This window comes from Actinomycetes bacterium, from assembly GCA_035489715.1.
GTDB lineage: Bacteria > Actinomycetota > Actinomycetes > JACCUZ01 > JACCUZ01 > DATHAP01.
In genome coordinates, this window is the sequence record DATHAP010000206.1 from 1 (window position 1) to 3,598 (window position 3,598).

The 3,598-nt window shown below is 72.7% G+C and carries 4 protein-coding genes; 3 read left to right on the forward strand and 1 reads right to left on the reverse strand.

Translation table 11 applies throughout. The features are described 5' to 3' along the window. Positions 1-983 (forward strand): phospho-sugar mutase (locus VK640_16540; protein HTE74786.1); only part of this gene is annotated, 983 nt, incomplete at its 5' end. A 51-nt stretch (positions 984-1,034) separates the two neighbouring features. Here VK640_16540 and VK640_16545 read toward each other — a convergent pair. Then, on the reverse strand, positions 1,035-1,676 hold the full coding sequence (locus tag VK640_16545; GenBank protein HTE74787.1) for a GNAT family N-acetyltransferase: 642 nt from the start codon (positions 1,674-1,676) through the stop codon (positions 1,035-1,037). Between the two features lie 309 nt (positions 1,677-1,985). Between VK640_16545 and deoC the strand changes: the two genes are divergently transcribed. Both deoC and VK640_16555 read left to right on the forward strand, forming a co-directional pair. After that, positions 1,986-2,903, forward strand: a complete 918-nt coding sequence (deoC, locus tag VK640_16550; GenBank protein ID HTE74788.1) for a deoxyribose-phosphate aldolase — start codon at positions 1,986-1,988, stop codon at positions 2,901-2,903. Positions 2,904-2,917: 14 nt separating this feature from the next. Further along, positions 2,918-3,598, forward strand: a 681-nt coding sequence (locus VK640_16555) for an aldehyde dehydrogenase family protein (GenBank protein HTE74789.1), incomplete at its 3' end; no start/stop codon positions are given.

Genomic DNA, 3,598 nt, shown 5'->3' on the forward strand with positions numbered 1-3,598 from the left:
ACACCCCGCTGCACGGCGTGGGCCGCGACGTGGTGCTCGCCGCGTTCGACCGGGCCGGCTTCGCCGCTCCCACCGTCGTCGCCCGCCAGGCCGACCCCGACCCCGACTTCAGCACGGTCTCCTTCCCCAACCCGGAGGAGCCCGGCGCCATCGACCTGGCGCTGGAGGCCGCCGCTCAGCACGGCGCCGACATCGTGCTCGCCAACGACCCCGACGCCGACCGGTGCGCGGTCGCGGTGCCCGACGGCGGCGGCTGGCGGATGCTGCGCGGCGACGAGGTGGGTGCCTTGCTCGCCGGCCATCTGGTACGTCGCGAGCCGACCCTGCAGGGCACCTTCGCGGAGTCCATCGTGTCGTCGTCCCTGCTCCGCCGGATCGCCGAGGCGCACGGCCTCGGCTACGCCGAGACGCTCACCGGCTTCAAGTGGATCTCCCGGGTCGACGGGCTGCGCTACGGCTACGAGGAGGCCCTCGGCTACTGCGTCGACCCGGCCGGGGTCCGGGACAAGGACGGGGTCTCCGCTGCCCTGCTCGTGGCCGAGCTGGCCGCGACGCTGAAGGTGGAGGGACGGACCCTCACCGACCTGCTCGACGACCTGGCCCGCGAGCACGGCCTGCACGCCACCGACCAGCTCTCGGTCCGGGTCGACGACCTCTCGCTGATCCAGGACGCGATGGCCCGGCTGCGCGCCACCCCGCCGCAGCGGCTGGGGGGCCGGGCGGTCCAGAGCGCCGAGGACCTGCTCGCCGGCAGCCCCGACCTGCCCCCGACCGACGGCCTGCGCTACCGGCTGGCCGACGACGAAACCGGCGGGGAGGGCCGGGTCGTGGTCCGGCCCTCGGGCACCGAGCCCAAGCTCAAGTGCTACCTCGAGGTCGTGGTCCCGGTCGCCGACGGCGACGTCGCAGCGGCGAGAGACCGGGCGGCGCACGACGTGGCCGCGATCTCGGCCGACCTCTCCGCCGCGCTCGAGCTGGGCTGACGGGAAGGGCGCCGGCGGCGGACGAGCACGCGACCGGCTCACCTCACCTGGTCACGACGCGGGGACAGGCTCCCGCCACATGGTCACGACCTCCGGGCCGTCGTCCGGCGTCGCGAACCGGTCCCGCACGACGAAGCCGTACCGCTCGTACAGCCGGATGTTCGCGACGTTGCTCGCCTCGAGGTACGCCGGCGCGCCGGCCCCGTCGACGAGACGCAGGTTCGCTGCGAGCAGTCCCAGTCCGTATCCGTTGCCGCGCTGCTCGGGACGGGTGGCCAGCAGCGACAGGTAGAAGTGTGGGGCGTCCCGCGGATGTGCCCGCTCGAAGGCCTCGAACGTGCGCTTGGCACGGGTGCCGGCCGTTCCGGGCAGGCGGAGCAGGAGCGCGTCCAGATGGCTCTCCTGCTCGGGTGTCATGTCGGTGCCGCCCGGCGGCACCCACACCGCGGTGGCGGCGGCACCCTCCCTCAGCCACACCCACGGGTAGCGCACCGCCCCCTCGACGACCAACCGCCAGACGGCGGCATGCTGGGACGGCCGAAGGGCGGGGTCGGGGAAGGCCCAGGCCCAGGTCGGGTCCTCGGCGAAGGCGTCGACGATGGTCTCGGTGACGGCGTCGACGTCCTCGGGCTGGGCGATGCGCGCAGTGGGTGCCACGGACGGATAGTGCACCGAGTGCGCCTTCGAGGTCACCCGGCACACCTTTGAAGATGTCCTGGCGCTGGCCCCCGCGCTGCTGATCGGCCTCGGCTGCGCGGCGCTCGCGCTGGCGCTCTACCGTTTGCCTCAGCGAGGCATCTGGGCGGTCGCCGCGGAGTGGACGGCGCCGGTGAGCCCGGCTACCCCCCGCGGCAGTCTGCGGCCCGCTACGGGTCCGCGCCCGCGGGCTAGACTCGAGCGGTGACTACGACCGCTTCCCCGCCGGTCGCGAGTGGTTCCCCTGGCACCGGGCCGGTCAGCACGTCCGGCACGGAGGGCACGGACGGCGTCGACGTCGCCGGGATCACCGCCTCCAACTCCTCGCTGCGACGGTTCCTGCACGGGCTCCCCGGCGTCGACCAGGTCGGCGCCGAGGCGCGTGCGGCGACCCTGTCGACCCGCTCGATCAAGACGACGGCCAAGGCGTGGGCGATCGACCTCGCGATCTCGATGATCGACCTGACCACGCTGGAGGGTCAGGACACCCCGGGCAAGGTCCGCGCGCTGTGCGCCAAGGCGCTGCGCCCTGACCCGTCCGACCCCACGGCGCCGAGGGTGGCCGCCATCTGCGTCTACCCCGACATGGTCCCGGTCGCGGTGGAGGCCCTGCGCGGCGGGCAGGTGCACGTCGCGAGCGTGGCGACCGCGTTCCCGAGCGGCCGGGCCAGCCTCGACGTCAAGCTGGCCGACACCCGCGACGCGGTGGCGGCGGGCGCCGACGAGATCGACATGGTGATCGACCGCGGGGCCTTCCTCTCGGGTCGTTACCTCGAGGTGTTCGACGAGATCGTCGCGGTCAAGCGCGCGTGCGGCTCGGCCCACCTCAAGGTGATCCTCGAGACGGGCGAGCTGGTGACGTACGACAACGTGCGTCGCGCGTCCTGGCTGGCCATGCTCGGCGGCGGCGACTTCATCAAGACCTCCACCGGCAAGATCCAGCCGGCGGCCACCCTGCCGGTCACGCTGGTCATGCTCGAGGCGGTCCGCGACTGGCGCGCGGCCACCGGGCGCCAGCTCGGCGTGAAGCCGGCCGGCGGCATCAAGACCACCAAGGACGCGGTCAAGATGCTGGTGCTCGTCAACGAGACCGTCGGCGACGACTGGCTCGACCCCGACTGGTTCCGGCTGGGGGCGTCCAGCCTGCTCAACGACCTGTTGATGCAGCGGACCAAGCTGACCACCGGCCGCTACAGCGGTCCCGACTACTTCACCCTGGACTGATGGTCGTGGCGGAGATGGGCTCGAAGAAGTTCGACTACGCACCGGCGCCGGAGTCCCGCGCCATCGTCGACATCCGTCCCTCCTACGGGCTGTTCATCGGCGGCCAGTGGGTCGACCCCACCGATGGCCACGCGTTCAAGACCATCAGCCCCTCCAGCGAGGAGGTCCTCGCCGAGGTCAGCGAGGCCGGCCCCGGCGACGTCGACCGCGCGGTCATGGCGGCCCGCAAGGCCTACGACACGGTGTGGTCCAAGCTGCCCGCTCGCGAGCGTGGCAAGTACCTGTTCCGCATCGCCCGCATCCTGCAGGAGCGGGCCCGCGAGCTGGCTGTCCTCGAGTCGCTCGACAACGGCAAGCCGATCCGCGAGTCACGCGACGTCGACGTGCCGCTGGTGGCCGCCTGGTTCTTCCACTACGCCGGCTGGGCGGACAAGCTCGAGCATGCGGGCTATGGCCCGGCGCCGCGGCCGCTCGGCGTGGCCGGGCAGATCATCCCCTGGAACTTCCCGCTGTTGATGGCCGCCTGGAAGCTCGCTCCCGCACTCGCGACCGGCAACGACCTGGCGCGGTGGGGCGCGACGGTGTCCGAGACCCCGGTGAAGATAGGTGTCACCGCCCTCATCGCGCTCGTGATGCTGCGGCGGTGGCGACGGTCGTACGAGCCACTGTTCGTCGCCCTGCCCCTCGCATTCGAG